The sequence below is a fragment of the Thermobacillus sp. ZCTH02-B1 genome (assembly GCF_002159085.1).
Taxonomy (GTDB): domain Bacteria; phylum Bacillota; class Bacilli; order Paenibacillales; family Paenibacillaceae; genus Thermobacillus.
Genome location: NZ_LZRU01000009.1, coordinates 305,226 through 331,701, shown reverse-complemented (window position 1 = coordinate 331,701; position 26,476 = coordinate 305,226). Strand labels below are relative to the sequence as shown.

General features: G+C 65.1%; 25 protein-coding genes, 1 pseudogene and 1 riboswitch. Of the genes and pseudogenes, 23 read left to right on the top strand and 3 right to left on the bottom strand.

The window, feature by feature from the left end; genetic code table 11:
* The first annotated feature begins 303 nt into the window (after positions 1 to 303).
* The 19 genes and pseudogenes from A9Z00_RS03235 (at position 304) to A9Z00_RS03145 (ending at position 19,819) form a co-directional block, all read left to right on the top strand.
* Positions 304 to 1,860 (top strand): spore germination protein, encoded by a 1,557-nt coding sequence (locus A9Z00_RS03235; protein WP_296974270.1) that lies wholly within the window; start codon positions 304 to 306, stop codon positions 1,858 to 1,860.
* Between the two features lie 108 nt (positions 1,861 to 1,968).
* Positions 1,969 to 3,300, top strand: coding sequence for a diaminopimelate decarboxylase (gene lysA / locus A9Z00_RS03230; protein WP_296974268.1), 1,332 nt, complete (start codon positions 1,969 to 1,971; stop codon positions 3,298 to 3,300).
* A gap of 182 nt (positions 3,301 to 3,482) precedes the next feature.
* Positions 3,483 to 3,665: riboswitch (FMN riboswitch) on the top strand.
* A 451-nt stretch (positions 3,666 to 4,116) separates the two neighbouring features.
* On the top strand, positions 4,117 to 5,235 hold the full coding sequence (ribD, locus tag A9Z00_RS03225) for a bifunctional diaminohydroxyphosphoribosylaminopyrimidine deaminase/5-amino-6-(5-phosphoribosylamino)uracil reductase RibD (protein WP_296974266.1): 1,119 nt from the start codon (positions 4,117 to 4,119) through the stop codon (positions 5,233 to 5,235).
* A 2-nt stretch (positions 5,236 to 5,237) separates the two neighbouring features.
* On the top strand, positions 5,238 to 5,900 hold the full coding sequence (gene ribE / locus A9Z00_RS03220) for a riboflavin synthase (RefSeq protein ID WP_296974264.1): 663 nt from the start codon (positions 5,238 to 5,240) through the stop codon (positions 5,898 to 5,900).
* A 24-nt stretch (positions 5,901 to 5,924) separates the two neighbouring features.
* A complete protein-coding gene (locus tag A9Z00_RS03215; RefSeq protein WP_296974263.1) occupies positions 5,925 to 7,151 on the top strand; it encodes a bifunctional 3,4-dihydroxy-2-butanone-4-phosphate synthase/GTP cyclohydrolase II in 1,227 nt (408 codons plus the stop codon).
* Positions 7,152 to 7,159: 8 nt separating this feature from the next.
* Positions 7,160 to 7,630, top strand: coding sequence for a 6,7-dimethyl-8-ribityllumazine synthase (gene ribH / locus A9Z00_RS03210; protein WP_296974735.1), 471 nt, complete (start codon positions 7,160 to 7,162; stop codon positions 7,628 to 7,630).
* 30 nt (positions 7,631 to 7,660) lie between these two features.
* On the top strand, positions 7,661 to 8,443 hold the full coding sequence (locus A9Z00_RS03205) for a segregation and condensation protein A (RefSeq protein ID WP_296974262.1): 783 nt from the start codon (positions 7,661 to 7,663) through the stop codon (positions 8,441 to 8,443).
* The gene (scpB, locus tag A9Z00_RS03200; protein ID WP_296974261.1) at positions 8,412 to 9,017 is read left to right on the top strand and encodes an SMC-Scp complex subunit ScpB; all 606 of its coding nucleotides are present in this window, start codon (positions 8,412 to 8,414) and stop codon (positions 9,015 to 9,017) included. Before A9Z00_RS03205 ends, scpB begins: the two co-directional genes overlap by 32 nt.
* A gap of 155 nt (positions 9,018 to 9,172) precedes the next feature.
* Positions 9,173 to 9,892, top strand: a complete 720-nt coding sequence (locus A9Z00_RS03195; protein WP_296974259.1) for a DUF2953 domain-containing protein — start codon at positions 9,173 to 9,175, stop codon at positions 9,890 to 9,892.
* A 33-nt stretch (positions 9,893 to 9,925) separates the two neighbouring features.
* Positions 9,926 to 10,399: a GerW family sporulation protein gene (gene ytfJ / locus A9Z00_RS03190; RefSeq protein WP_296974258.1), complete on the top strand. Its 474-nt coding sequence runs from the start codon at positions 9,926 to 9,928 to the stop codon at positions 10,397 to 10,399.
* A 160-nt stretch (positions 10,400 to 10,559) separates the two neighbouring features.
* A complete protein-coding gene (locus A9Z00_RS03185) occupies positions 10,560 to 11,729 on the top strand; it encodes a D-alanyl-D-alanine carboxypeptidase family protein (protein ID WP_296974257.1) in 1,170 nt (389 codons plus the stop codon).
* A 4-nt stretch (positions 11,730 to 11,733) separates the two neighbouring features.
* Positions 11,734 to 12,312, top strand: a pseudogene (locus tag A9Z00_RS03180) (nucleoside recognition domain-containing protein); the annotation flags it as partial.
* 375 nt (positions 12,313 to 12,687) lie between these two features.
* A complete protein-coding gene (locus tag A9Z00_RS03175; RefSeq protein WP_483316262.1) occupies positions 12,688 to 13,188 on the top strand; it encodes a spore maturation protein in 501 nt (166 codons plus the stop codon).
* A 142-nt stretch (positions 13,189 to 13,330) separates the two neighbouring features.
* Complete coding sequence (locus tag A9Z00_RS03170; RefSeq protein ID WP_296974253.1) at positions 13,331 to 14,071, top strand: pseudouridine synthase; 741 nt, start codon at positions 13,331 to 13,333, stop codon at positions 14,069 to 14,071.
* Between the two features lie 82 nt (positions 14,072 to 14,153).
* Positions 14,154 to 14,684: a redoxin family protein gene (locus A9Z00_RS03165; protein WP_296974251.1), complete on the top strand. Its 531-nt coding sequence runs from the start codon at positions 14,154 to 14,156 to the stop codon at positions 14,682 to 14,684.
* Positions 14,685 to 14,708: 24 nt separating this feature from the next.
* A complete protein-coding gene (locus A9Z00_RS03160; protein WP_296974249.1) occupies positions 14,709 to 16,361 on the top strand; it encodes a cytochrome c biogenesis protein ResB in 1,653 nt (550 codons plus the stop codon).
* A complete protein-coding gene (gene ccsA / locus A9Z00_RS03155; RefSeq protein ID WP_296974247.1) occupies positions 16,358 to 17,620 on the top strand; it encodes a cytochrome c biogenesis protein CcsA in 1,263 nt (420 codons plus the stop codon). Before A9Z00_RS03160 ends, ccsA begins: the two co-directional genes overlap by 4 nt.
* 32 nt (positions 17,621 to 17,652) lie before the next feature.
* On the top strand, positions 17,653 to 18,369 hold the full coding sequence (locus tag A9Z00_RS03150) for a response regulator transcription factor (protein ID WP_296974245.1): 717 nt from the start codon (positions 17,653 to 17,655) through the stop codon (positions 18,367 to 18,369).
* A 1-nt stretch (position 18,370) separates the two neighbouring features.
* Positions 18,371 to 19,819: a sensor histidine kinase gene (locus A9Z00_RS03145; protein WP_296974244.1), complete on the top strand. Its 1,449-nt coding sequence runs from the start codon at positions 18,371 to 18,373 to the stop codon at positions 19,817 to 19,819.
* A gap of 212 nt (positions 19,820 to 20,031) precedes the next feature.
* Here the strand turns inward: A9Z00_RS03145 and serA are convergent, their stop codons facing one another.
* Together serA and A9Z00_RS03135 are read right to left on the bottom strand one after the other, a co-directional pair.
* Entirely contained in the window at positions 20,032 to 21,621 is a 1,590-nt protein-coding gene (serA, locus tag A9Z00_RS03140) for a phosphoglycerate dehydrogenase (protein WP_296974241.1), read from the bottom strand.
* A 220-nt stretch (positions 21,622 to 21,841) separates the two neighbouring features.
* The gene (locus tag A9Z00_RS03135) at positions 21,842 to 22,744 is read right to left on the bottom strand and encodes a hypothetical protein (RefSeq protein ID WP_296974240.1); all 903 of its coding nucleotides are present in this window, start codon (positions 22,742 to 22,744) and stop codon (positions 21,842 to 21,844) included.
* 95 nt (positions 22,745 to 22,839) lie between these two features.
* Here A9Z00_RS03135 and A9Z00_RS03130 point away from each other — a divergent pair, with 95 nt between their 5' ends.
* Genes A9Z00_RS03130 through A9Z00_RS03120 form a run of 3 tightly spaced genes read left to right on the top strand, consistent with a single transcriptional unit; the run spans position 22,840 to position 24,583 of the window.
* A complete protein-coding gene (locus A9Z00_RS03130; protein ID WP_296974236.1) occupies positions 22,840 to 23,433 on the top strand; it encodes a CPBP family intramembrane glutamic endopeptidase in 594 nt (197 codons plus the stop codon).
* A gap of 23 nt (positions 23,434 to 23,456) precedes the next feature.
* Entirely contained in the window at positions 23,457 to 23,684 is a 228-nt protein-coding gene (locus A9Z00_RS03125; protein ID WP_296974233.1) for a hypothetical protein, read from the top strand.
* A gap of 35 nt (positions 23,685 to 23,719) precedes the next feature.
* Positions 23,720 to 24,583 carry a metallophosphoesterase gene (locus A9Z00_RS03120; protein WP_296974231.1) on the top strand — a complete coding sequence of 288 codons (864 nt, stop codon included), beginning with the start codon at positions 23,720 to 23,722 and terminating at the stop codon, positions 24,581 to 24,583.
* On the opposite strand, the gene A9Z00_RS03115 is transcribed toward A9Z00_RS03120, so the two are convergent.
* Positions 24,531 to 25,553, bottom strand: coding sequence for a polysaccharide deacetylase family protein (locus tag A9Z00_RS03115; protein ID WP_483316257.1), 1,023 nt, complete (start codon positions 25,551 to 25,553; stop codon positions 24,531 to 24,533). The genes A9Z00_RS03120 and A9Z00_RS03115 overlap by 53 nt on opposite strands.
* Positions 25,554 to 25,719: 166 nt before the next feature.
* Between A9Z00_RS03115 and A9Z00_RS03110 the strand changes: the two genes are divergently transcribed.
* Entirely contained in the window at positions 25,720 to 26,043 is a 324-nt protein-coding gene (locus A9Z00_RS03110) for a hypothetical protein (protein WP_296974226.1), read from the top strand.
* Positions 26,044 to 26,476: the final 433 nt, after the last annotated feature.

Genomic DNA, 26,476 nt, shown 5'->3' with positions numbered 1-26,476 from the left:
GAGACGCCGGCGCACGGACTTGCCGAAGCGGGACGCGGACGGTTCCGGAGCCGCTGGTTCCGCAGGGAGTCGGCGGGCGGAGACGATCCTGCGGGCGGGTCCGGTCGGCTGCGTCGGGATCGGCATGCGCAGCAGGATGTGATGCCTGAGGCCATTCATCCGCCGCGGTTCTCCGGACATGCTCCGGTACGGCAAGGGGATACGCAGCCCGACGGCAGGCCCCATCGTGCGGAACAGGCGGGGGGAGAAGGTTCGCCGCAGCGGCAGGGACGGGAGGCGCAGGCCCGGAACGGGCAAATGCAGATGAAGAAGATGCAGGGGCCGATCGGCCGGCCGCAGGCGCGAAACGGGCATCCCCGGGCGCAGGACGGGCAGCCGCCATCCGGGAACAAGCAGCCGATTCCGGAGAACCTGGACGAGCTGAAGCCGCTCCTGGAGCGCGAGGCGGGCCTGAAAGCGAACTTCGACGTCGTGCTGCGCGAGATGACGTTCGGAGGTCGAAGGACGGCCCTGTTCTACCTGAACGGGCTGGTCAATTCGTCGGTGTTGACGGAAGTGCTCGTGCGGTTGTCGTACCTGACGCCGGAAGACATCGACGCGGATGCGCTGAAGCTCTTCTTCGATACCTACGTCCCTGCGGTGCAGGTGACAAAGGCGGAAACGTTCGACGACATGCTCGACGCCGTGCTTGCCGGCGACGCGGCCCTGTTCATCGATCGCGAGCGCGCGGCGCTGATCCTCGACGTGAAAATGTTTCCGGACCGGACGCCGGAGGAGCCCTCGCTCGAGCGCGTCGTGCGCGGTTCGCGCGACGGATTCGTCGAGACGCTGATGAAGAACGTGTCGCTGATCCGCCGCAGGCTGCGCGACAAGGAGCTCCGGTTCGAGCTGATCCGCGTCGGCGCGCGGACGAAGACGGACATCTGCATCGCCTATATCCGCGATATCGCCGACCCCGGACTGGTCGAAGAAGTGAAGCGAAAGATCGGCCGGGTGAACGTATACGGTCTGCCGCTCGCGGACAAGCAGCTCGAGGAGACGACCGTGAACCTGGGCTGGCATCCGTATCCGCTCGTCCGCTACTCGGAGCGGCCGGACGTCGTGGCGGCGCAGCTGCTCGAGGGCAGCGTCGCGGTGATGACCGACACGACGCCGACCGTCATGATGCTGCCGACGACGTTCTTCGACCTGACGCAGCACGCGGAGGAGAACCGGCAGACGCCGTTCATCGGCACCTATTTGCGCTGGATCCGGTACATCGGCATCCTGTTCTCGCTGTTTCTGCTGCCGCTCTGGTTCCTGTTCGTGCTGAAACCGGAGCTGAAGCCGCCGACGCTGGATTTCCTCGGTCCGCGGCAGATGGGGCGCATTCCCCTCTTCCTGCAGTTCCTGCTCGCCGAGATCGGGGTCGACCTGATGCGGATGGCCGCCGTGCACACGCCGACGCCGCTCTCGACCGCGATGTCCCTGATCGCGGCCATTCTGATCGGCGACATCGCCGTGAAGACCGGGCTGTTCAACAACGAGGTCATCCTCTACATGGCGATCGCGGCGATCGGGATGTTCGCGACGCCGAATTACGAGCTCGGGCTTGCCAACCGGATCGTCCGGCTTGCGCTGATCATCGCCGTGGCGCTGTTCGGCGTCCCGGGATTCGTCGTCGGCACGGCGCTGTTCATCGTACTGCTCGCCTGCACCCGGTCGTTCAACCGGCCCTATCTCTGGCCGTTCATTCCGTTCGACGGCCGGTCGATGGCCGCTCTGCTCGTGCGGCCGCCGGAGCTGCAGAACAAGAAGCGCAACCCGCTGCTCAAGCCGCAGCAACTGGACCGGCTCCCGGATGCGCAGGGGAATGGGTAATAGAGTGCAAACGTTGATACAGAAAATCCATTTAACGCCGGTTCCGGCTGCGTTATAGTAATAAATATGCTGCAAATCTGACGAACCAGCGCAAGGGGAGAAACTCGGATGCATTTGCACGGAACCAGCAGGATCAACGCCGAAGGCCGGTTGGAAATCGGCGGCTGCGACGTACGGCATCTCGCGGCCGAATTCGGCACGCCGCTCTACATCGTCGACGAAGCGCTCGTCCGGCAGCGGATGCGCGAATTCGTGAACGCGTTCCGCGCAACCGGCATTCCGTTCCAGGTCGCGTACGCGAGCAAGGCTTTCTGCACGATGGCGATCTGCGCCGTGGCCGAGCAGGAGGGGCTGTCGCTCGACGTCGTCTCCGGCGGCGAGCTGCACACCGCGCTGAAGGCCGGTTTTCCGGCGAAACGGATCCATTTCCACGGCAACAACAAGACGCCGGAAGAGATCCTGCTGGCGCTCGATGCAGACATCGGATGCTTCGTCGTCGACAATTTCGTCGAACTCGATCTGCTCGACGCCCTCGCCGGCGAGCGGGGCAAACGCGTGAACATCCTGCTCCGCATCACGCCCGGCGTCGAGGCGCATACGCATGAATATATTTCGACCGGACAGCAGGATTCGAAATTCGGCTTTGATTTGGCCGGCGGCGCCGCGTTCGAAGCGGTGAAGCGGGCGAACGCGAAGCCGAATCTCGAGCTCATCGGCATCCATTCGCACATCGGTTCGCAGATTTTCGCGACGGAAGGCTTCCGGCTCGCGGCGGCCAGGGCGGCGGAGTTTGCGATCCGGGTGCGGGATGAGCTCGGCATCGTGCTGCGCGTCATCAATCTGGGCGGCGGCTTCGGCATCCGCTATACGGCGGAGGACCGGCCGCTGTCTCCCGCGGAGTACGTGAACGCGATCGTGGACGCGGTGCGGACGCATTTCTCCGCGGCGCAATATCCGATTCCCGAAATCTGGATCGAACCGGGCCGCAGCATCGTCGGCGACGCCGGCACGACGCTCTACACGGTCGGCACGATCAAGGAAATCCCGGGCATCCGCAAGTACGTCGCCGTCGACGGCGGTATGACGGACAATCCGCGTCCGGCGCTGTACGGCTCGAAGTACGAGGCGGTGCTCGCAAACCGGATGAACGAGCCGGCGACCGAGACGGTGTCGATCGCGGGCAAATGTTGCGAGAGCGGCGACATGCTGATCTGGGACATCGAACTGCCGCCCGTGAAGCCGGGCGATCTGCTCGCGGTGTTCTGCACCGGCGCCTACAATTACGCGATGGCCAGCAATTACAACCGGATCCCGCGTCCGGCGGTCGTCTTCGTCAAAGACGGCCAGGCGTCGCTCGTCGTCCGGCGCGAGACGTACGAAGACATCGTAAGCTGCGATCTGCTGCCCGAGCGTCTGAAGAAGGCGCCGGCGGCGAACTGAATCGGATTCCCCGGCCGATGCATCGGTTCGGGGATGTTTTTTTGCGCGGGTGTGATTGTTGAAAAAGCAGCCGGGAACGGGAAACGCCCGGTCGTTCGTCCGTGCCGCGGCGCGGACGAGATTCCTTGCAAAACCCCGCCATCGGTGTTACTATTCAAACTGAATCCCAAATATGTATGGAACGTTTCCTTCGGGGCAGGGTGGAAATCCCGACCGGCGGTGATCGCGATCCGCAGACAGCTGCGGAACCCGCGTCAGCCCGCGACCCGGGCCGCCCGGCGGGCCGAAACGGCCGGACGGCGGCACGGTGGATCCGGTGCGGATTCCGGAGCCGACAGTGACAGTCTGGATGGGAGAAGGAAGCGGGCAGAAGCGCAAGCAGCATCGGGGCGGCCAGGATTGTTCTTTTTTTCACATGGAGGCGGCTTTCCCGTTCGGAGCGGACGGAATCGGGATCGGCCCGTTGCAGTCGGCTGTAAGCGCGGCGGATCGACGTTCGCATCCGCGTGTTCGGAAGCGCGGAAGGCGGGATCGGGAAGACTGCAACCCGCAGGTCCGCCGGACCAACGCCGCACCCGCGCGATGGCGCGCGCGGACGGGCTTGTAACCGCGTGTCGTCCCGTGAACGGGCTTGCGGCCGCATTCCCGTCCATGCGCGTCCGTTTGCGGCCGGTCGGCATCCGCAGCCGCCGCCGGGCTCTTCCGTGTGAACCGGCAGCCGTCCGGACCGCTCCGCGTGATCCGGAAGCCCCGTCTGCAACCGCGCCCGCCGGCACCAGAGCCTCCGAAGGAACGGTCTTCGGAGGTTTTCTTGTTGTGATCGAAAGATTGGATGACGAATACTACATGCGGCTGGCGCTCGAGCTTGCCGCGAAGGCGCGCGGACAGACCGGCATCAACCCGGTCGTCGGCTGCGTCATCGTGAAGGACGGCCGGATCGTCGGCCTCGGCAGCCATCTGAGGCGCGGCGAGGCGCACGCCGAGATCCACGCGCTGAACATGGCCGGCGAAGCGGCGCGCGGCGCGACCGTCTACGTGACGCTCGAGCCGTGCTCCCACCACGGCCTGACGCCGCCCTGCGCCGACCGGCTGATCGAAGCGGGCGTCGCCCGCGTCGTCACCGCGGCGACGGACCCCAATCCGAAGGTGTCGGGACGCGGTCTCGGGAAACTGCGCGAGGCCGGCATCGAAACGACGGTCGGCGTGCTCGAGGCGGAATCGCGGAAGCTGAACGAGGCGTTCGAAAAGTATATCCGCACCGGCCTGCCGTTCGTGACGCTGAAGGCGGGCGCGACGATGGACGGCCGGATCTCCGCCGCTTCGGGCGACAGCCGGTGGGTGACCGGCGAGGCGTCCCGGGAGGCCGTGCACACGCTGCGGCACCGGCACGACGCGATCATGATCGGCGCCGGCACGGCGCTTCGGGACGACCCGTCGCTCACGACGCGGACGCCGGTTCCCGGCCTCGATCCGATCCGGATCGTCGTCGATTCGAAGCTCCGGCTGCCGCTCCGCCTGAAGGTTTTCACCGACGGGCTGGCGCCGACGATCGTGCTCACGGCGCGCGGCGTCGATGAAGGACGGAGGCGCGCGCTCGAGGCGGCGGGCGTCGAGGTGATCGCCTGCGATGCGCGGGACGGACGCATCGACCTGCGCGACGCGATGCGGAAGCTCGGCGAGCGCGGGATCGGCTCGGTGCTGCTCGAGGGCGGCGGCGGTCTCAACGGCGCGATGCTCGCGGCGGGACTCGTCGACAAGATCGCCGTCTTCTACGCGCCGAAGATCGTCGGCAGCGCCGGAACGCCGCTGTTCGACTGGCCCGGCGCCGAACGGATGGCGGAAGCGGTCAGGATCGTCGGGATCGAAATCGCGCGTTACGGCGATGACTGGTGCGTGACCGGTTACCCGGAACTTCCCGCGGCGGGAGGGATGTGAACATGTTCACCGGACTGGTGGAAGAAGTCGGTCGTCTCGTCCAGGCCGTCAGACGGGGCGAGTCGATGGAGCTGACGATCGAGGCGGAGCGCGTGCTCGAGGGGACGAAGATCGGCGACAGCATCGCGGTCAGCGGCGTCTGCCTGACCGTGACGTCGCTCGGCCGGTCGTGCTTCACGGCGGACGTGACGCCGCAGACCTACCGGCATACGGCGCTGGGGGATCTCAAGCCCGGCAGCCCGGTCAACCTGGAGCGCGCGATGCCGGCGGACGGGCGTTTCGGCGGCCATATCGTGCAGGGACACGCCGACGGCACGGGCGTCGTCGTGTCCAGGGAGGAAGAGGGCAACGCCGTCTGGTTCACGTTCAGGCCGGACGATCCCGGTCTCATGCGTTACATCGTGCCGCGCGGCTCGATCGCGGTGGACGGCATCAGCCTGACGGTCGCCCGCGCGGAGGAAAGCACCTTCAGCGTGTCGATCATCCCGCACACGCTGGCGAAGACGGCGCTCCGGTACAGGAAACCCGGCGACCGCGTCAATCTGGAATGCGACATCCTGGGCAAATATGTGGAGCATCTGCTCCGCTTCGGAAGCGGGCGCGGGATGCATGCGGGAAGCGGCGGCCTGACGGAGGCCTTTCTCCGCGAGCACGGGTTCGCCTGATGCCGGACGAAGGGAGGGAGTGCGATGAAACCGGAATTCGATGCGATTGAAGACGCGATTTACGATCTCATGATGGGCAAGACGGTCATTGTCGTCGACGATGAGGACCGGGAGAACGAGGGCGACCTGATCGCGCTGGCCGAGAAGGCGACGCCGGAGGTGATCAACTTCATGATCACGGAGGCGCGCGGCCTCGTCTGCGTGCCGATTACGGAGGAACGGGCGCAGGAGCTGGACCTTCCGCCGATGGTGGCCCACAACACCGACCTTCACGGCACGGCGTTCACCGTCTCGGTCGACCACATCTCGACGACGACGGGCATCTCGGCGGTGGAACGCTCCCGCACCGTGAGGGCGCTGATCGACCCGAAGGCGAAGCCGTCCGATTTCCGCCGGCCGGGCCACATCTTCCCGCTCATCGCGAAGAAGGGCGGCGTGCTCAGGCGGGCCGGCCACACCGAGGCGGCGATCGATCTGGCGCGGATGTGCGGATCGTATCCCGCGGCGGTCATCTGCGAGATCATCAAGGACGACGGCACGATGGCGCGCCTGCCGGATCTCTTCGAGTTCAAGCGGAAGCACGGGCTCAGGCTGATCACGATCCGGGATCTGATCCGGTACCGGAACGAGAAGGAGAAGCTCGTCCAGCGTGTCGTCGAGGTGCGGCTGCCGACCGATTACGGCGTGTTCCGCGCGGTCGCCTACACGAACGACGTCGACTCGAAGGAACATGTCGCGCTCGTAAAAGGGCACATCGATCCGAACCAGCCGGTGCTCGTGCGCGTCCACTCCGAATGCCTGACCGGCGACGTGTTCCATTCCCACCGCTGCGACTGCGGCCCGCAGCTCGAGGCGGCGCTGCGCCGGATCGAGGAGGCCGGCTGCGGCGTCCTGCTCTACATGCGGCAGGAAGGCCGGGGCATCGGCCTGATCAACAAACTGAAGGCGTACAAGCTCCAGGAGCAGGGATTTGACACGGTGGACGCGAATATTCAATTGGGCTTCAAGCCGGATCTCCGCGATTACGGCATCGGCGCGCAGATCCTGAAGGACCTCGGCGTGCGGAAGATGCGGCTTTTGACGAACAACCCGCGCAAGATCAAGGGGCTCGAAGGCTACGGTCTCGAAGTGGTCGAGCGGGTGCCGCTTCAGATGGAGGCGAACGAGGACAACGCCCGCTATCTGCGGACGAAGCAGGCGAAGCTCGGGCACCTGCTGGATCTCGACAAACTGGGTGGAGAGAAAGGATGACGGACACGATGGTGAAAGTCTACGAAGGCCGACTGGTTTCGCAGGGGCTGAAATACGGCATCGTCGCCGGAAGGTTCAACGAGTTCATCGTCTCGAAGCTGGTGTCGGGCGCCCTCGACGCGCTCCGGCGGCACGGCGCGGATGATTCGGATATCGAGATCGCCTGGGTGCCGGGCGCGTTCGAAATCCCGCTCATCGCGCAGAAGATGGCGGAGAGCGGCAAGTACGACGCGATCATCACGCTCGGCGCCGTCATCCGCGGTTCGACGCCGCACTTCGACTACGTCGCGAACGAGGTCTCCAAGGGCGTCGCGGCGATCGCGCTGAAGACGGGAGTGCCGGTCATCTTCGGAGTCCTGACGACGGACACGATCGAGCAGGCCGTGGAGCGGGCCGGCACGAAGGCGGGCAACAAGGGCTGGGAAGCCGCCCTCGCGGCCATCGAGATGGCCAACCTGACCCGGGCCCTCCGGGGATGAACGCCGGCCGGTGCGAAGGGAACCCTGAGCGTGACGATCCATTACAAGCTTGAAACGTTCGAAGGGCCGCTCGACCTGCTGCTCCATCTGGTGGACAAGGCGGAGATCGACATCCACGAGATTTCGATCAGCGAGATCACGGATCAGTATCTGGAGTACCTGAACGCGATGCAGGAGCTCGAGCTCGAGATCACGAGCGAGTTCCTCGTCATGGCCGCGACGCTGCTCGCGATCAAGAGCCGGACGCTGCTCCCGAAACCGCCGGTCGAGGAGGAGGACTGGCCGGAGGAGTTCGTCGAACATGAAATCGATTCGCGCGAAGAACTGATCCGCCGGCTGGTCGAATACCGCAAATACAAGGAGCTCGCCGCGAAGCTGCGCGAGCTGGAGGCCGCCCGCGGGCTCGTCTACACGAAGGAGCCCGAGGATCTGACCCCCTATCTTCCGGCGAAGCCGGAGAATCCCGTCCGGGGCCTCAAGCCGGCCGACCTCGCGGCGGCCTATCTGCGCGCGATGCGGCGGTACGCGCGCCGCAACATCGTCTCCATGGTGCGGCGCGACGAGATATCGGTCAAGGACCGGATCCGCGACATCGCCGGGATCCTGCGGGAGCACGGAACCGTCTTGTTCTCGAAGCTGATCCGGCGGCAATGGGACCGCCAGGAGATCGTCGCCACCTTTCTCGCCGTCCTGGAACTGATCAAGCGGGGTTTTGTGCGCTGCCATCAGCACCGGCTGTTCGACGACATCGTCATTCAATGGAGAGGAGACGCGTCGGCGAGTGGATTACAAGACCTTGAAATCGATTATTGAAGGGCTGCTCTTCATGGCCGGCGACGAGGGCATCAGCGCGAAGCAGCTCGGCGAAATTCTCGGCTGCGATCCGGCCCTCGCGCGGGACGCCGCCGAGGAGCTGAAGGCGGACATGATCCGGGAGGGGCGGGGCCTGCGCGTCGCCGAAGTCGCCGGCGGCTACCGGCTGACCACCGTGCCGGAGCACGCGCCGTATTTCGAGAAGCTGGCCTGCGCGCCCGGACGTCAGGGGCTATCGCAGGCCGCGCTTGAGACGCTGGCGATCATCGCCTACCGCCAGCCGATCACGCGCGTCGAAATCGAGGAGATCCGCGGCGTCAAGAGCGACCGCGCGATCCAGTCGCTCGTCAGCAAGGAGCTGATCCAGGAGGTCGGACGCGCGGACGCGATCGGCCGGCCGATCCTGTACGGCACGACGAAGGCGTTCCTCGATTACTTCGGCCTGCCGGATCTGAGCGCGCTTCCCGAGCCGGAGAAGGCCGCCGAGGACTTGCTGGCCGAGCAGACCCGGCTCCTGTTCGAAAAGCTGGACGACATGCAGATGACGCTGGACGAATTCGGGGACGGAAACTGAACATCAGGGCGGGGCGCCATTGCGTCTCCGCCGCTGCGGAGGCAGTCCGGAGCCGCCGTGAAGCGCGGTCCGTGCTGCCTTTTTCACTTGCGGCATGACCCTCCGGAGGAAGGGCATACTATCACTGGCAACGCGTCGGAAAGCGGGGGATCGGGATGCCGTTGGCCTGGTTCTGGCTCGCCGTCGCCGCAGCCGCCTTGTTGGCGGCCGTCTGCCTGTCGGATGTGGTCATCGTCGGGCGATACCGGCGCGTCGACGGGAATGACGAAGGCGAATTGGTGATCCGCGCGCTGTACGGCCTGATCCGGAGCCGGAAGACCGTGAAGGCGTTCGGCTGGTCCTGGACGGACTGGCAGTGGCTCATAAGGCGCGGGGATCGGAACGTCGCACGCATCGGACGGGAAGAAGCGGAGCGGTTTTTTCGGAACACCAGGCGGATGCTGCGGCTTGTCTACCGGCTGACCGACGTCGTCCGACGGCTTGTCGCGCGGCTCCGGGTGACGGAATGGGAATGGCACACGGCAATCGGCCTGAAGGACGCGTTCTGGACCGCGATGATGACCGGGGCCGCATGGGCGCTCAAGGCGGGAATCGCCGGCGCCCTGTCGCGCCGCGTCCGCCTCTGCACGCGGCCGGCGTTTCGCGTGGAACCGCTGTTCGGTTCGCCCGCCTTCAAGACCGGCCTCAGCTTCACCGCCCGGATCCGGGCCGGCTGGCTGCTCCTGGCCGGCCTTGTCCTGTTCGGCCGAATCCTTCGCGCAGGAGGCGAAATCAAAGACTGGCTAAAGCTGCTGTCGCAACCGGAACGGGCCGAAGCCCGCGGGAACAGGCTGCGGCATAAACGTTCCGGCCCGGGGCAACCTAACCATGCGTGATGAGCAGTACGAACCGACGAAGGAGGATGCATCATGCTCGACCATCCGATCCAGGGCCTGATGGAAACCGCCATGGAGAGCATCCGGGAGATGGTGGACGTCAACACGATCGTCGGCGACCCGGTGCAGACGCCCGACGGCAGCGTGATCCTGCCGATTTCGAAGGTCGGCTTCGGCTTCGTCGCCGGCGGCTCCGACATCCGGCTGGACGGCAATTCCGAACCGACGCACGCCTCGGTCGATCAGCATAACGCGACCGTCGCGCTTCCCTTCGGCGGCGGCAGCGGCGCGGGCGTGTCGATCACGCCGATCGCGTTCCTGGTCGTCGGCCCGCAGGGCGTCAAAATCGTCTCGCTGGACAACCATACCCATCTGTGGGAGCGCGTCATCGATACGGCGCCGAAAATGCTCGACAAGCTGTCGGCCATGTTCAAGGGGAACGCGGACATGGTTGTGGAAACGGAACCGGATATCACCGAATCGCCGGCGAACAAGCCGGTGGTCTGAGTCCGGGCTGCCCGCCAGCGGGCAGTTTTTTTTTGTGTCCCGGACGGGCGGAAGCATTCGGGCGGCGGGCTCGTCATACGATGGTACAAGCAAGGTCCGGAACCGGGTCCGGCCGGGCAGCGCGCCCGGCATCCCGGAGAGCGAAGGAGGAAGCCGCAGGATGAAGCTGCGATTGCTGATCATTCCGGTCGTCGCCGCCCTGCTGGCGGCTGCCGTCTCGCCTTCGGCCGCCGCCGCGCCCGCGCCGGTCTCGACGAGCGCGGAAGCCGCCGCGCTGATCGACGTCGAATCGGGCAGGCTGCTCTACAGCCACAACGGCGACAAGCGGATGCGCATCGCCAGCCTGACCAAAATCATGACCGCGATCGTCGCGATCGAATACGGCGACCTGTCCGACATCGTCCGGACAAGCAGCCGCGCGGCGGGCAAGGAAGGTTCGTCCATCTATCTCAGGGCCGGGGAGGAGATGAGCCTCATCAACCTGCTGTACGGGCTCATGCTCCGTTCCGGCAACGACGCGGCCGTCGCGATCGCCGAGCATGTCGGCGGTTCCGAGGAAGGATTCGTCCATCTGATGAACGAGAAGGCGCGCGAGCTCGGGCTTGAAAATACGCATTTCGCGAATCCGCACGGCCTGGACCAGGACGACCACTATTCATCCGCGAACGATCTCGCGAAGCTGACCGCTTACGCCCTGCGCAATCCGGTGTTCCGCGAGATCGTGAAGACCCGCGTCCGGAGGGCGCCGAATCCGAACGCCGAATGGGATTACGTGTGGACGAACAAGAACAAGATGCTCCATCTGTACGAGGGCGCGGACGGCGTCAAGACCGGCTACACGAAGAAGGCGGGCAGGTGTCTGGTCAGTTCGGCCACGCGGGGAGGGCAGCAGCTCGCGGCCGTGACCCTGAACGACGGGGACGACTGGGCCGACCACCGGCGGCTGCTCGACTGGGGGTTCCGGCATTACCCGCTGCAGATGGTCGTGGAGGAGGGGCGCAAAATCGCGGGCTACCGTCTCGCGGCGGAACGAGCGTTCCGCTATCCGCTCGCGGAGGGCGAGCGGGAGCGGATCACGATGCATCTCCGCGTCCATCCGCAGGACGACGTCAGGACCCGGCTCGGCGACGTCGGGCAGCTCGAATTCCGGCTGGACGGCGAGCGGATCGGAGCGGTGCCGCTGAGGTTGCTGGAGGAGCCCGGCGGCGCGGACCGTGAGGGCGGGAATGCCGCCGCTCCTGCGGCCGGAGGGGCGAAGGAGTCGACATCCCGCACGCTGCTCTCCGCCCTGCGAACGGTCGGACTGACGCTGCTGCTGCGGGAGGTGTGAGCCCGTGGTCAACTGGATCTGGCTCGGCATGATCGCGATCAGCTTCGTTGCCGCCGCCGCGAACGGCCGGATGGACGAACTGGCCAAGGCCGCGTTCGACGGCGCGCAGACCGGCGTCACGGTCTGCTTCGGGCTCATCAGCGTGCTCGTCTTTTGGATGGGGCTCATGCGGGTCGGCGAGGACGCCGGACTGCTCCGGAAGCTCGCGGTGCTGCTCGGCCCGGTCGTCCGCCGACTGTTTCCCGACGTGCCGAAGGACCACCCGGCGCTCGGATATATCATGTCGAACATGAGCGCGAATCTGCTCGGGCTCGGCAACGCGGCGACGCCGATGGGCATCCGGGCGATGCAGGAACTGCAGAAGCTCAATCCCGATCCGACGACGGCGACGCCCGCCATGTGCACGCTGCTTGCGATCAACACGTCGAGCATCACCCTCGTGCCGACGACGCTGATTGCGATCCGGATGAATTACGGTTCCGCGAATCCGGCGGAGATCGTCGGCACGACGATCGCGGCCACGGCGATCGCGACGGGAGCGGCGCTGCTCGCCGACCGTTGGTATCGCGGCCGCGCGGGCCGTCCGCCGCGCCTGTCCGCTCCGCCGGCGGACGTTCCGCCGGCGGGGCGCGCAGCCGGCCCCCGGCGTCCGGCCGTCGCTCCTCCGCCGGCCGCGTCGGACGATTCGGACCGGGAAGCCGGGCATGCCGCCGGGGCGGGAGGGACGACCGTTCCGGCGCCGCCCGCATCCGGCGGTTCGGTGCGAGGCGCGGGGAGCGAAGCCGCAAGCTGCCGGCCGGCCGATCCGTTTCCGCCGTCATCGCGCGCGGCGCCGGAAGCACGCCCGGCCGTCCGTGTGGGGATGCGTCCGGGGAAGTCAGGCGGTCCGGTCCGTCCGCCGCGCGCGGAAGGCGGGTGAGGCGCGGTGTACGAACTCGTCACGGCGATCTCCGCCTGGATGATCCCCGCGCTGATCGCCTTCATTCCGCTGTATGCGGCGTACCGCAAGGTGCCGGTGTACGAATCGTTCGTCGAAGGCGCAAAGGACGGCTTCGGAACCGCGGTCGGCCTCATTCCGCACCTCGTCGGCATGTTGACGGCAATCGCCATGTTCCGCGCCTCGGGCGCGATGGACATGGTCGTCGGGATCATCCGGCCGTTGTGCGAGCGGCTGGGCGTGCCGGGCGAGGTCGTGCCGCTCGGGCTGCTCCGGCCGATCACCGGCGCGGGTTCGCTTGCCTACACGACCGACCTCATCAAGACGCACGGGCCGGATTCGATGATCGGCCGCATCGCTTCGACGATTCAGGGCAGCACGGACACGACGCTGTACGTGCTGACCGTCTATTTCGGCGCGGTCGGCATCCGCCGCACGCGCTACGCGCTGAAAGTGGGGCTTTTCTCGGATCTGGTCGGGTTCGTCGCCTCCGTCGCCGTCTGCCTGCTTGTTTTCGGATGACCGATCCGGGCAATACCATATAACGGAAGCAAAGCGGGAACCGCCGGGTTTCAGGACCGCAGGCGATCCCGCTTTCGTCGCTGCCCGGTTGCTTGTGATTTCGCGGGCGGACGGGTATGATGTTGTCGAGAGGTGACGGCGATTGGAACGACTGCAAAAGATCATGGCCCGCGCGGGAGTGGCGTCGCGGCGGAAATGCGAGGAGCTGATCCTGGCCGGACGGGTCGAAGTGAACGGCGTGGTCGTCCGCACGCTCGGCGCGAAAGCCGATCCGGCCGTTGACGAAATCCGCGTTGCGGGTCGCGTCATTCGGCCCGAGCGGAAGCTGTATTTTGCCTTCCACAAGCCGAAGGGAGTCATCACGAGCGTGCATGATCCGCAGGGGCGCAAGGTCGTAACCGACTATTTCCGCCATGTCCGGGAGCGGGTGTATCCGGTCGGGCGGCTCGATTACGATACCGAGGGCCTGCTCATCGTCACGAACGACGGCGATTTCGCGAACCGGCTGACCCATCCTTCCAGCCACATTCCGCGGACCTACCACGCCGTGGTCAAGGGCATTCCGCACGGGACGCTGCTGGAAAAGCTGGCGGCCGGCATCGAGTTGGACGACGGCATGACGGCGCCGGCGGAGGTCGAGTACCGGGACGTCGATCCGGACCGGAACGAGGCGACGATCGAGATCACGCTGTACGAAGGGCGCAACCGCCAGGTGCGGCGGATGTTCGAGGCGATCGGTCACCCGGTGAAGCGGCTCAAGCGCGTCCGCTTCGGCTGCCTGACGCTGCAGGGCATCCCCCGCGGGAAGTACCGGGAGCTTTCGCCCGAAGAGGTGCGCGCGCTGCTGCAGGAAGCCGAAAGGTCACACAAAGTTCATAAATAGCGATCCGGCCCCGGAGCCCCAAGGCGCCGGGATTCGTTATAATGGATGGAGAATGACGGAACATGCGGAAGGGTGACAGGGGATGAAGGGCCGGAAGCGCAAGATCACGCAGGTCGTCATTCTGATCGGCATTCTGCTGCTCGGCGGCTACGCCGTCGGAACGTCGCTCTTCAAGTCGGACGAGAAACCGAAGATCGGCGGCCGTCCGCCGGCGTTCGAAAATGTGGCCGATGTCGAAGGCAATCTGCACAGCCTCGCGGATTACAGGGGAAGGCCCGTCATCATCAACTTCTGGGGAACGTTCTGTCCGCCCTGTGTGGCGGAAATGCCGGCGATCGAGCGGCAATACCAGAAATACAAGGATCAGGGGCTCGTCGTGCTCGCGATCAATCTGAGCGAGGACGACATCACGGTGCGCGATTTCCTGAAGCGGTTCAACCTGTCCTACACGATCCTGCGCGACAGGAACCGCATGATCGAACGGAAATACGCGCTGCGTTCCTACCCGACGACGTTCTTCATCGGCCGCGACGGGCGAATCCTGGATATCGACACCGGCGGCATGACGGATGAGGAAATCGAGCGGTACATCCTGAGACTGCTGGAGACGTGACGGCCGGAAAGGAGCAGGCTTTCGTTGTTGGAGAACACGAAGTGCGAGTGCGGACACCAGAACCCGCCGGACACGGCGCTCTGCGAGTCGTGCGGCAAACCGCTCGGCACGGAAGCGCTGACGGATGGTCCGCTCGAGATGCGGTACGACGGCGTGGCGCGCAGGTCGCAGAAATCGAATCCGAACCTGCTGGACCGGATTTGGAGCTTCTTTTCCTCGGTCAAGGTGGCCGTCGTCCTGATCGTCATCACGCTGATCGCCGCGATTTTCGGCACGATTCTGCCGCAGGAAAACGCGTTCATCAATTTTGACCCTTCCTGGTACGAGGAGCATTACGGCCTGGCCGGCAAAATTTATTACATGCTCGGCTTCTCCCGCACCTACGAGTCGTGGTGGTTCATCACGCTGCTCGTCATGATCGGCGCGTCGCTCGTCATCTGCAGCCTGGACCGGGTGGTGCCGCTGTACCGCGCGCTGAACAAGCAGCAGGTGCGCAAGCACATCCAGTTCCTGACGCGCCAGCGGGTGACATACGCCGCCGATCTGGAAGACGACGACGCGGAATGGATGCGGAAGCTCGCCGAACAGTTCCGGAAGAGGCGGTTCCGCGTCCGGGTCGAGGACAACGCGCTGCTCGCCGAGAAAAACCGTTTCAGCCGGTGGGGGCCCTATATCAACCACGTCGGGCTGATCATCTTTCTGCTGGCCGTGCTCGCCCGCGCGATTCCGGGCTGGCAGCTGGACGAGTACGTGGGCGTCCGGGAAGGCGAGATCGCGCACATTCCCGAAACGAACTATTATGTGAAGAACCTCGATTTCGAGGTCGAGTTTTACTCGGACGACGAGCTGCCGGAGCGGCTGAAGGGCACGCTTCGCCCGAAGCGGTTCGTGACGAAGGCCGAGCTGTACGTGTGCGAGGCGAACTGCGGCAGCACGGCGCTGGAGCCCGTCCTGCGCAAGGTGAAGGAGCACGACATCGTTGTCAACGACCCGCTCGAGTACAAGGGACTCAAGCTGTACCAGTTCGATTACGACACGACGCCGCGCCTGAAGACCATCCGCCCGGTGCTCGTCGATCTGAAGAGCGGCGAAACCTACGGGCCGTTCGAACTGTCGATTCTGGAGCCGGAGCCGGAGTATGAGCTCGGCCCCTACCGGCTGAAGCTGATCACCCGGTTCCTCGACTTCACGGTGAACGCCGACGGCGTGCCCGGCAACAAGTCCTCGCAGCCGAACGCGCCGGCGTTCCTGTTCCTGATCGAGGGGCCGGACCTGCCGGAGGGCGGCGAGACGTTTTTCTACTTCCCGATTCCGACCGACCGCGAGCGGTTCGGACAGGACCTGATCAACGGCGAGTTGGCCGAGCGGTTCGATTTCCGCGTGACGGACATGGCGCACGTGGAATTTCTCGGCGACGTCAGTTACCTGAATGTCCGCGTCGACCGGGCCCTGCCGTACATCTTCGCCGGCGCCTTCATCTCGTTGATCGGGCTCGTCATGGGGTTCTACTGGCAGCACCGGCGGGTCTGGCTGCGCATCGACGACGGCCGGCTGACGCTCGGCGCCCACACGAACAAGAACTGGTACGGCCTGAGGAGCGAAGTCGCCGCCGCCTTGCGGTCGGCCGGCCTCGAAGCCGACCCGAAGTCGCTGGACAACGGAGGTAAAAGACGGTGAACTGGCTTTCCATCAGCAGCGGCGCGTTTCTCGTCGCGTTCGTCCTCTATTGCGCCGCGTTCCTGTTCTACGTGATCGCGGTGATCGGGAGAAAATGGAAAAACCGCGACCCGCAGCACCATTTGCGCAAATGGGGCAGGATCGCGTTCATCTGCTCGTCGCTCGGCCTCGCCGCCCATCTCGCGTTCTTCTTCACCCGGTGGGCGGGGGCGGGCCACATCCCGACGAGCAACATGTACGAATTCATGACGCTGCTCGGCATGATGATCATGATCGCGTTCACGGTCCTGTACGCGATCTACCGCGCGCCGCTGCTCGGCATGTTCGCGCTGCCGCTCACGATCCTGATCATCGCCTACGCCGCGGTATTTCCTTCGGAGGTGCAGCCGCTCGTGCCGTCGCTCCAGTCGAACTGGCTGCGGCTGCACGTGACGGGCGCCGCGCTCGGCGAAGCGTTCTTCGCCGTCGGCTTCGCCGCGGGTCTCATGTATTTGCTGCGCGTAACCGATTATAACGACAAGAGCGCTTCCGCGCGGCGATCGCAATTCTGGCTCGAATTCTCGCTGTACGTGCTGGTCGTGGTCGCCGGCTTCATCATCACGGTGTTCGCGTTCCGCGGCGCCGGTTATGAAGCGACGTTCCTGCGGGAGGAACTGACGATCGACGCATACGGCAACGAGCAGTGGACGCGGGAGACGATCGAGTACCAGATGCCGCCGATCGTGAAACCCCACGGCAGCGAGCCCGTGTCCGTCCGGCCGTTCCTGGGGCTGGACCGGCCGCTGTTCGAGGCGCCGGCCTGGATGCAGGGCGTGAACGCCGGCCGGAAGTTCAACACGGTGATCTGGTCCATCATCAGCGGCACGATCCTCTACGGGCTGCTCAGGCTTGCCGCGCGCAGGCCGCTCGGCGCGGTCATCCATCCGCTGCTGGAAGGCATCGATCCCGAGGACCTGGACGAAATCAGCTACCGTGCGATCGCGATCGGCTTTCCGATCTTCACGCTGGGCGCCCTCATCTTCGCGATGATCTGGGCCGAACAGGCCTGGGGACGGTTCTGGGGCTGGGATCCGAAGGAGGTCTGGGCGCTCATCACCTGGCTTTTCTACAGCGCCTATCTGCATCTCCGGTTATCGAACGGATGGCACGGCCTCCGATCGTCCTGGCTGTCGGTCATCGGCTTTCTCATCGTGATGTTCACACTGATCGGCGTCAATCTGATCATCGCCGGCCTCCATTCGTACGCCGGCGTGAGCTGATACATGAGCGATGTCGAAGGAGCGTGGATTCGGTGGAGGAACGGACGGAACGGATTCTGGTCGTGGATGACGAGGAGCGCATCCGGCGGCTGCTCCGCATGTATCTCGAGAAAGAGGGCTATGCGATCGACGAGGCGGAGGACGGCGAGCAGGCGCTGAAAATGGCGCTCGAGCACGACTACGACCTCATCATCCTCGACCTGATGCTGCCGGGAATGGACGGCATCGAGGTCTGCTCGAAGCTGCGCCAGACGAAGGCGACGCCGGTGCTCATGCTGACCGCCAAGGGCGAGGAGATGAACCGGGTGCAGGGATTTGAGGCCGGCGCGGACGACTATGTCGTCAAGCCGTTCAGCCCGCGCGAGGTCATCTACCGCGTGAAGGCGATCCTGCGCCGGTCTTCGGCGACCGCCTTTCTCACCCGGGACACGCACGCGAGCAACAACATCGTGTTCCCGCATCTCATGATCGAGCATGATGCGCATCGCGTGACGGCGAACGGTCAGGAAGTGCAGCTGACGCCGAAGGAATACGATCTGCTCTACTACCTTGCGAAGTCGCCGGACAAGGTGTTCACCCGGGAAGATCTGCTGAAGGATGTGTGGAACTACGAATTTTTCGGCGATCTGCGGACGGTCGACACCCACGTGAAGCGGCTCCGCGAAAAGTTGAACCGGGTGTCGCCGGAAGCGGCGGCGATGATCACGACGGTGTGGGGAGTCGGCTACAAGCTCGAGGTGCCGAAGTGAGATGATTCCGCGCTTCATGCGGAGCGTCGTCTTCAAGCTGTGGGGGACGATCATCCTGCTGGTGGCGGCCGTGCTTGTCATCCTCGGCATGTTCCTGCTGCAGTACATCGATCTGGCCTTTACGAACAACGCCGGCAAGATCAAGTTGCTGTTCATCATCACGGGCGCCATCGGCTTCCTGCTGACGACGTTCTTCGCGTTCTTCCTCTCGTTCAAAATCAACAAGCCGCTGATTGAAATGAAGCGGGCGGCGGATCTGATCGCGCAGGGCGATTACCGGATGCGGCTGCCGATCCGCTCCACCGACGAGATCGGCGAGCTGGCGGGTACGTTCAACCACATGGCCGCTGAGGTGAACAAGCTGATCCGCGCCCTGCAGCACGAGAAGGAGCACCTCGCCGGCATTCTGCGCAGCATGCGGGACGCGGTCATCACCTTCGATGCCGGAGGGCGGGTCATCCAGTCCAATCCGCAGGGAGAAGCGATGCTGAAGCGGTGGGCGGACATCGCATGGGAAGACGAGCCGGACGGCGAGGCGCGCCATGCCGGCGTCCCGGGCCCGCTGCGCGAACTCTACGAATCCGTGCTGCGGGAAGGCCGCGACGTGAGCGGCAGGGTTCACGTCCAGAACGAGGCCTGGTCGGTCGTCATGGCGCCGCTGATGTCGGAGCACGGCGTCCGGGGCGCCGTCGCCGTGCTGCGCGACGTGACGGAGGAGCACCGGCTCGAGAAGCTCAGGACCGATTTCATCGCGAACGTCTCCCATGAAATCCGCACGCCGCTTTCGATGCTGCAGGGATACAGCGAGGCGCTGCTCGACGGCATCGCGGTGTCGCCCGAGGAGCAGCGGGAGATCGTCCGTGTCATCCACGACGAATCGGTGCGGATGGGGCGGCTCGTGAACGATCTGCTCGATCTCGCGCGGATGGAGAGCGGTCACTTCGAGATCAAGCAGCAGGTCGTGAACATCGGCGAGCTGATCCGGCGCGTCCACCGGAAATTCGTCGTGTACGCGAAGGAGCGGGACATCCGGCTGTACCACACGCTTCCGGACGAGCCGCTGATCCTGATGGCCGCCGACGAGGGACGGCTGGAGCAGGTGCTGACGAATCTGCTCTCGAACGCGATACGCCATACGCCGGCCGGAGCGGCGATCGAGATCCGGGCGGAGCCGGCTTCGGCGGACGGGAGGCGCCACGTGCGCATCGCTGTAAGGGACGAGGGGCAGGGCATTCCGGCGGAAGATCTGCCGTACGTGTTCGAGCGGTTCTACAAGGCGGACAAGGCGCGCAGGCGCGGCACCGGCCGGGAGACGGGCGGCACGGGCCTGGGACTTGCGATCGTGAAGAACATCGTCGAGGCGCACCGCGGCCGGATCGGCGTGGAGAGCGAGGTCGGGCGGGGCACGACGTTCACGATGCTGCTTCCCGTCGAACCGGCGCAAGCCTGATGCTTCGGTTCGCGTCGAATCGGAGCGCCTATTAGCGCCTATTCTTGTTGGTCGTGGAACAGGAAGGGCCTGAACCGCCCCCGGATGCAGGGGGAGCGGTTCAGGCCCTCTTTCGTTCCGCTTCCGGCCGGCGCAGGCGTTTTCCCGCGTTCCTGGCGGTGCCTTTCGCTCCGGGAGCGGCCGGGTGGGACCCATTCCTTCGCTTTCCGGCGTCAGACGTGAATTTCCTTCGCGTTCTTCAGATCCGGCAGCCGGGAGATTTCGGCCAGCACGTCCTTCGGCACGGATTTGTCGACGGTCAGCACCATGATCGCCTCGCCGCCGACCAGCTTGCGGCCGACCTGCATCGTCGCGATGTTGATGTCGTTCGAGCCGAGGATCGTGCCGACGCGGCCGATGATGCCCGGCTTGTCGTGGTGGCTGATCAGCACGAGGTTGCCTTCCGGCGCGACGTCCACCGGGAACTGATCGATCTGGACGATGCGCGAGCCGAGTCCGTTCAGCAGCGTGCCGGACACAAGACGCTCCTCGCGCTTCGTGCGCAGCTTGACCGTGATCAGGTTCGTAAAGCCCTTGTGCGCGTACGATTTGTTCGATGTGATGGAGACGCCGCGCGTCTTCGCGAGATGCAGGCTGTTCACCAGGTTGACCTGATCGTCGCCGAGATGATGCGACAGCACGCCCTTGACGACCGAGCGGGTCAGGGAAGACGTGTCGATGTCGGCGATTTCGCCCGAATAACTAATGCTGATTTCTTCCACCGCGCCCTCCGCGAGCTGGGCCGCGACCTTGCCGAGCTTCTCGGTGAGCGGGTAGTAGGGCTGCAGCTTGCTCAGCACTTCGGACGGGATCGAGGGCATGTTCACCGCGTTTTTGAACGGCTCGCCGCGCAGGATGTGCAGTACCTGTTCCGAGACGTCGATCGCCACGTTTTCCTGGGCTTCGACCGTCGACGCGCCGAGGTGCGGCGTGACGATGATTTTCGGATGGTGAAGGAACGGATGATCCGGCGACGGCGGTTCGGTCTCGAACACGTCGAAGGCCGCGCCCGCCACGATGCCGGCGTCGATCGCCTCGATGAGCGCCTGCTCGTCGATGATGCCGCCGCGCGCGCAGTTGATGATGCGCATGCCCGGCTTCATGATCTCGAATTGCGGACGCGAGATCATGTGCCGGGTCTCCGGCGTGAGCGGGGTATGCACCGTGATGAAGTCCGCCGTGCGGACGATCTCTTCGATGGTGGAGATTTTGACGCCAAGCTTGTCCGCGCGCTCCTCGGTCAGGTACGGGTCGTAGCCCAGCACTTCCATGCCGAACGCCTTCGCCCGGATGGCCACCTCGCTGCCGATCCGGCCCATGCCGAGGATGCCGAGCTTCTTGTTGCGCAGCTCGACGCCGACGAACGACTTGCGGTCCCACACGCCGGAGATCGTCTTGGCGTAGGCTTGCGGAATGTGGCGGGCCAGCGCCAGCATCATCGCGAACGTGTGCTCGCAGGTCGTGATCGTGTTGCCGTCCGGCGCGTTGATGACGACGATGCCGCGCTCGGTCGCGGCCGCGAGATCGATGTTGTCGACGCCGACGCCGGCACGGCCGACCACCTTCAGCTTCTTTCCGGCCTCCAGCACCCGGGCGGTGACCTTCGTCTGGCTGCGCACGAGCAATGCGTCGTATTCGCCGATGACGGCGACGAGCTCGTCTTCGCTCAGGCCCGACTTCTTGTCGACGGTCACGTCTTCCGCGTCGATCAGGAGTTGGATGCCCTGATCGCTGATCGAATCCATGACGAGAACCTTGAACATGCCCCCTGAGAACCTCCCGTGACGATTTGCAAAACAAGGAAACCCCCGCCCGTCGCCTATTGCCTGTCCGGACGAGAGTTTCGGCTCACACGATGCTGTGGTTTGCAGGCTTTCATTATTTTATATTAAACGACGAATTAACGCAATTCTCGCATCGGGACAAACGCAGGGTCAAAATTTGAAAATTTGGCGACAAGCCGGGGAGGGAGTGTGCCGCCCTTCAGCCGCCGAACATCGGAAGCTGCGGAAGCAGTTCGCCCTCGCCGTAGGAGGCCCGCCGCTCGAGGAAATCGCCGCTGCGGACGGCGTCGGTTCGCAGGAGGATGTCCACGGCTTCGTCCACGGTGCCGATCTTGAACCCGTTCGCCTGGCCGGATTCGAAGAAGTAGTCGACCCGGGCGGTCAAATCGTGCGGGTGGTAATCCCGAAGCATCCGGTGCTCCCGGAGATAGCCGGCCGCGACCGCGTTCTTGACGAGCAGCGGCTGGCTCTTCCAGATCTCGACCGGAAGACCCGAACCGTCCGGAATCCGGTTCGGGAAGTCGGGGTCGAGGGAGGCGCCCCACAGCACCATGGCTTCATAATATTGCCGCTCCGCGAGGAGCGCGTAATCCAGCGCTTCGCGGTAGAGTTCGTCCGCGCCGATCCGGCGGATGATGTCCTGCGCGGTTCCGCTTTCCCCCGCATACCGGCTGAACGTCTTGGAGAAGAGCTTCAGGCTCTTCAGCACGTTCGTCTGGGCGTCGACGAGCAGCGGCGCGTTCGCGGGCATGTCCGAAGCCCGCGCTTCCCGGTAGCGTTCGTCCGCGGCGTCGGCCATCGCCTTGAGCCGGCCGGAAGGGTTCGCCGTCTGTCCGGTTTTCATCTTCGACGCTTCCCGGACCCATTCGGCCGCAAAGGAACGGAACGGCTGATAGACCGTATAGTAATACGACAGGAGATCCTGCTGCTGATAGTCCGTAACGGCCGGCCGATCCGCTGCTTCCAGCTTCGGCGCATACCGCGCTTCGGTCTGTTCCACGCCGATTTTCATGCCCAGGAAGAAGGCGGCAACGGCTACGGCCAACGTGAACACGAATACGAGGCTGAACAGCAATTCCGTCCGTGGCAATCGCTTTTCCATGACAGACTCCTTCGCACCATGTATGATAGAGATAAGAGATAAGCGTCCTCCCGTAGAGGGGAAAAACCACGAAAAAGGAAACCGGCGGTCGAACGATGAAAAAATTCAACCTGCGAGACTTCAAAATGCGGCGCGTCACCATCGACGAGCTGGACGACCGGATGCTGCTGATCAATCTGTACGCGACGCAAGCCCTTATGTTTATTATCGGAATGTGCTGGCTGATTTTTCAGGGCCGGAACCCGATTGCGCTGCTCGGCCTGCCGGACGGCCCGAACTTTCTGTATTGGGGTGTCCTGCTGGCTGCCGCCGCCCTTGCCGTCAATCTGATCGCGGAGCGGTGGATGCCCGAAGAGGCGGCGGACGACGGGGGCGTGAACGAGCGGCTGTTCCGCAGCCGGCCGATCTGGCACATCCTGGTCATCGCGGCGACCGCCGCGCTGTGCGAGGAGCTGCTGTTCCGCGGCGCGGTGCAGCATCATATCGGCACCTATTGGACCAGCATTCTGTTCGCGGCGATCCATGTCCGCTATCTGAAGCACTGGATTCCGACGGGCCTTGTCTTTCTGACCAGTTACGGGCTCGGATGGATCCTGATCGAGACCGGCACGCTGTGGGCGCCGATCACGGCGCATTTCCTGATCGACGCGGCGGGCGGTCTGATGATTCGGTTTCGGAGGGAATCATGAGAGAGAGACGGGATGATTTCCGGTTGGGGAAAAGGGGGCCGGATTCGGCTTCCCCGGCGCGCTTCGCGCCGGACGACCGCGCGGACGGACCGGATCGGGAGACGCCTCCGCTGCCGCCGCGCCGGGTGAAGTTTCCGTCCAGCAGGATCCAGATTGCGCGCTGGTTCTACAATTCGCTCATCGTGCTGTTTCTGGCGCTGATGGTAGGGCTGCTCATGTACGGACACTGGATTTACGAAAACGGCGGATGACCGGACGGCCGCGCGGGAGGAAGGAGGAACGTTACGTGATCGTGTGGATAGCCGCAGCCGCGGCCGCCGCGTGCGCGGGACTCGGGGCCGCCATGGTCCGCGAGGCGTACCGCGTGCGGCTGCGCCGGGAGGAGGTTGCGCTTCCCCGGCTTCCCGCCGCGTTCGACGGCTTCCGCATTCTCTTCATCAGCGACGTGCACCGGCGGACCGTCCGGCCGCTCCTCGGGCTCCTCGCCGGAGAGGGGGGCGGCGCGGACCTCGTGCTCATCGGCGGCGATCTGACGGAGCGCGGCGTGCCGTTCTCCCGGGTCCGGGAAAACGCAAGGCTGCTGGCCGGCATCGCGCCGGTCTTCATGGTGTTCGGCAACCACGATTACGACGAGGACGCCGAAGCGCTGGCCAGGCTGCTGCGGGAAGAGCGGGTCACGCTGCTGCGGAACGAGTCGCGCGTCATCCGCCGCGGCGTACAATCGATTCGGCTGGCCGGCGTCGACGATCCGAGTTCGGGCAGGGATGACGTCCGGGCCGCGCTGCGCGGCATACCGGACCGGCAGACGTCCTGCACGATCCTGTTGGCGCACGACCCGCTGATCGTCGAGCGCATGACGGCGAGGGATCTCTACAGGACGGATCTCATCCTGGCCGGCCATACGCACGGCGGCCAAATCGTGCTGCCGCTCGTCGGACCGCTGGCCCGGGGACATCTCCGATATCTGCGCGGCTGGCGGACCCCGCCGCGGCGCACGAAAACCGGGGGCTCGGACGGCCCCTGGCTGTTCGTTAGCTGCGGATACGGCACGTCGCATCTTCCGCTGCGCCTCATGGCGCCGGCGGAAGCCCACCTCTTCACGCTCCGTTCGCTCCGCCGGCATCCGGATCCGCCGTCGGAATCTCGATGAGCGCCGGATCGAGGAAGCCGTATCCTTCCGCTTCGATTTTGCCGAGCAGTTCGTCAAGCGCGTCCGCGGTCCAGGGCAGCTCGTGCATCAGGATGTTCGCGCCGGGATGGAGCTGGTCGAGCACGTTGCGGATCACGACGTCCGGTTTGTCCTTCGCGTTCGCGTCCCAGTCGAGCGACCCGTTCGACCACGTCGTGTAGAGCAGCCCGAATTCTTCCGCGATTTTCCTGACACGGTCGCCGCCCGATCCGTAAGGCGGCCGGAACAGCTTCGGCTCCTCGCCGACCGTCCCCCCGACGAGCTCCTGGACGCGGCCGATCTGGTCGCGCACGGCGTCGTCGTCCAGCTGTTTCAAATCGATGTGATCCCAGGAGTGGTTGCCGATCATGTGGCCCCGCTCGCGGATCAGTTGCAGCAGTTCGGGCTGCTTCACCGCGCGGTAGCCGTTCACGAAGAACACCGCCTTCGCGTCGTGGCCGTCGAGGGCGTCGAGCATCCGCTCGAGCACCTCCCGATCCTTCGGGCCGTCGTCGAAGGTCAGGAGCACGACCTTGGCCGGCGCGGCCGTTTCGTCGATCGGAACGAACCTGTAGACGCCGTTCATCCGGTAGAGCGGCGCCGGCGGCGCCTTGTCGGCCGCTTCCGACTGTCCGCCAGCATCCGGTCCGCCGGAAACGCCGGGACCGGCGTTCGCTTCGTCGGCGCCGCTGCCGGATTCCGCCCCGCCGGCGGTCCGGCCGGCATCCGTTTCTTCGGGCGTTTCGGATGCGTCCGCATCACCCGGCGCACCGCCGCCGCGTTCCGCATCGTCAACCGCCCCCGACGGGCTCGAGCCCCGCTCCGCGCAGGCGACGGCCGTGCCGCCGTCTTCCCGGATTCCCGTGCCGTCACCGCCGGCGGCGCCGGACCCGCAAGAAGTCAGGACCAGCATGGCAGCCGCAAGCGCAAGGGCCGGTTTTCGCACAGACATCACCTCCCCCGCGTGTCGTCCCCCATTGTAGCACGGCGGAGCGCCGCCGATCCATCATCGGATGCTGCCTGATTCGGAGGCTTCCTGATTTTGACCGGGATTTATGCCGGTTGCCCGGGCAACACTAGGTACGCAATCCATCCGACACACGAGGAGGGACCCGCGAATGCGCATGCGCGGTTTTGTGGCGGGCGGCCTGCTCGGCCTCGCGGCCGGCATCATCCTGTCCCGCAAAAATCCGGGTGCGATCGAACGGTGCGTCCGCAGGGCGGAACGGATGATGGATGCGGCTAGGCGCATGATGATCGAGCAGGCACTGAGGTTCCGGTTCGGCGGCGAGAAAGGGAAGGAAGAGCGGAAAACCGGCAAGTCGGATTCCGGAACGTGGAGCACGATACGCTCGATGATCAGCGCGGACGAACGCGTGAAGCAGGAAGCGGAGCGCATTCTCGCCGAGGCCGGAGACGCCGCGTCCGACAAACCGCATTGACCGGAGACCGGGCGGCGCGGCCGCGGCCGGTTCCGGTCACCCCCGCGGTCCGACGGTCATCGCGCGACGTTGTCCCTGTCCCGCGGTCCGGCGCGCGATCCGCGGTACGGCTCACGGTGCCCGCCCGGCCTCCGGAATTTTTCGTTTCCCGAAGCCGATTTTGCATCGGTTGCATCCGCAAACGCCGCTCGTTCGGCGTCCTGTCTGGCGGCAATACCTCCGTTTGACGGATACATATCCGGATTCGACAGACACCATACGACAAATCGTCCGCGCGGAACCGGCGAAAGCGGCGCCGGCATCCTGCAACCCGCGGGCCTGCCTTGCCGGGCGGAGCCTTGTTGCAACGGATTCGCGGACGCATCGCCTATCCTCCGCGCGCAGCGCCCTTTCCGGAAATGGGTTTGCTTTCTTCCTCGTTTCCTAGTGCATT

Coding starts and splice junctions, on each gene's coding strand:
- A9Z00_RS03185 (WP_296974257.1), top strand. CDS start 10,560: ATGAAGCTGCGATTGCTGATCATTCCGGTCGTCGCCGCCCTGCTGGCG.
- A9Z00_RS03235 (WP_296974270.1), top strand. CDS start 304: ATGAAGAAGATGCAGGGGCCGATCGGCCGGCCGCAGGCGCGAAACGGG.
- lysA (WP_296974268.1), top strand. CDS start 1,969: ATGCATTTGCACGGAACCAGCAGGATCAACGCCGAAGGCCGGTTGGAA.
- A9Z00_RS03135 (WP_296974240.1), bottom strand. CDS start 22,744: ATGGAAAAGCGATTGCCACGGACGGAATTGCTGTTCAGCCTCGTATTC.
- serA (WP_296974241.1), bottom strand. CDS start 21,621: ATGTTCAAGGTTCTCGTCATGGATTCGATCAGCGATCAGGGCATCCAA.
- A9Z00_RS03165 (WP_296974251.1), top strand. CDS start 14,154: ATGAAGGGCCGGAAGCGCAAGATCACGCAGGTCGTCATTCTGATCGGC.
- A9Z00_RS03145 (WP_296974244.1), top strand. CDS start 18,371: ATGATTCCGCGCTTCATGCGGAGCGTCGTCTTCAAGCTGTGGGGGACG.
- ytfJ (WP_296974258.1), top strand. CDS start 9,926: ATGCTCGACCATCCGATCCAGGGCCTGATGGAAACCGCCATGGAGAGC.
- A9Z00_RS03115 (WP_483316257.1), bottom strand. CDS start 25,553: ATGTCTGTGCGAAAACCGGCCCTTGCGCTTGCGGCTGCCATGCTGGTC.
- A9Z00_RS03175 (WP_483316262.1), top strand. CDS start 12,688: ATGATCCCCGCGCTGATCGCCTTCATTCCGCTGTATGCGGCGTACCGC.
- ribE (WP_296974264.1), top strand. CDS start 5,238: ATGTTCACCGGACTGGTGGAAGAAGTCGGTCGTCTCGTCCAGGCCGTC.
- A9Z00_RS03195 (WP_296974259.1), top strand. CDS start 9,173: ATGCCGTTGGCCTGGTTCTGGCTCGCCGTCGCCGCAGCCGCCTTGTTG.
- A9Z00_RS03215 (WP_296974263.1), top strand. CDS start 5,925: ATGAAACCGGAATTCGATGCGATTGAAGACGCGATTTACGATCTCATG.
- A9Z00_RS03130 (WP_296974236.1), top strand. CDS start 22,840: ATGAAAAAATTCAACCTGCGAGACTTCAAAATGCGGCGCGTCACCATC.
- ribH (WP_296974735.1), top strand. CDS start 7,160: ATGGTGAAAGTCTACGAAGGCCGACTGGTTTCGCAGGGGCTGAAATAC.
- A9Z00_RS03110 (WP_296974226.1), top strand. CDS start 25,720: ATGCGCATGCGCGGTTTTGTGGCGGGCGGCCTGCTCGGCCTCGCGGCC.